1 protein-coding gene is annotated in these 988 nt (G+C 51.0%); it reads right to left on the bottom strand.

The features are described 5' to 3' along the window. Positions 1-988 (bottom strand): glycoside hydrolase domain-containing protein (locus tag R7Z50_RS25035; RefSeq protein ID WP_318149427.1); only part of this gene is annotated, 988 nt, incomplete at both ends.

Here is a 988-nt window from a genome sequence, read left to right as displayed (position 1 = left end):
CGTTGATGGTTATGGACTTCACGTACTTGTTGTGTGGGCTGTTGTTGTCTGCGATGACTGTGAATTCGCCGCCTTCCACTGGAATGGTGATTTCATCAAACATAGGGCGACCGATGGTGTAGACCGGATCCGCAGGCGTCACTTGGTAGAAGCCCATTGCCGACATCAAGTACCAAGAGCTCATCTGACCCACGTCTTCGTTACCAATCAACCCGGTTGGCTCGCTGGTGTACATCTCTGACATGATGCGGTCTAGGTACTCTTGCGCTTTCCATGGCTCATCCGTTAGCGCGTATAGGTAAGGAATGTGGTGCGATGGCTCGTTACCGTGCATGTACTGACCGATGTAACCCGTTAGGTCTGGTAGCTCTTCGCCTGTGTTTGAAGAACGTGCATTAAATAGCTCGTCCAAATCTTCACGGAACGCTTTCTCTGGCGTGGTGTCTTTGCCTTGCGCCAAGTCGGCTTGGTAGATTTCTTGTTTCAGGCGGGTGAAATCGTGCATTGGTTGGAACTTCCATTGCCACGCGTTCCCTTCGGTGTAGGCAAACTCGTCCACGTAGTAAGGGTCGAACGGTAGCAGTGGGCATTTCTCTTTCATCACGCCAGAGCCTTCAGGCCATTCAACCATTTCACACTCATCCAAACGAGCTTCATCAATCGGTTGGTTGAACTCCAAAGGCGGTTTGTTTGGTGATGAGCTTAGCGGGTGGTTTTTCGGACGTAAGAAGCCCGTCTCGGCATCCCAATGGTTGAGCCAGTTGTCGGCACGAGTCATAAATTCTTCTTGCAGTTTTACATCGCCAGCCATGCGCGCGATTTCTGCCATTGCCCAGTCGCCATAAGCAAACTCAAGCGTGTAAGACGCACTGTTCCAGTAGCCGTGATGAACAAAGCCGTTTTCTTCGTACACTTTCACTTGCACAACGTTTGCTGCGCCGATGTTGTTGTCTTCCGTCCAATCTGGGAATTCAGAAGCCTCGTGGTA

It is taken from the genome of Vibrio sp. 1249-1 (assembly GCF_033340495.1).
This window is presented reverse-complemented; position numbering and strand designations above follow the sequence as displayed.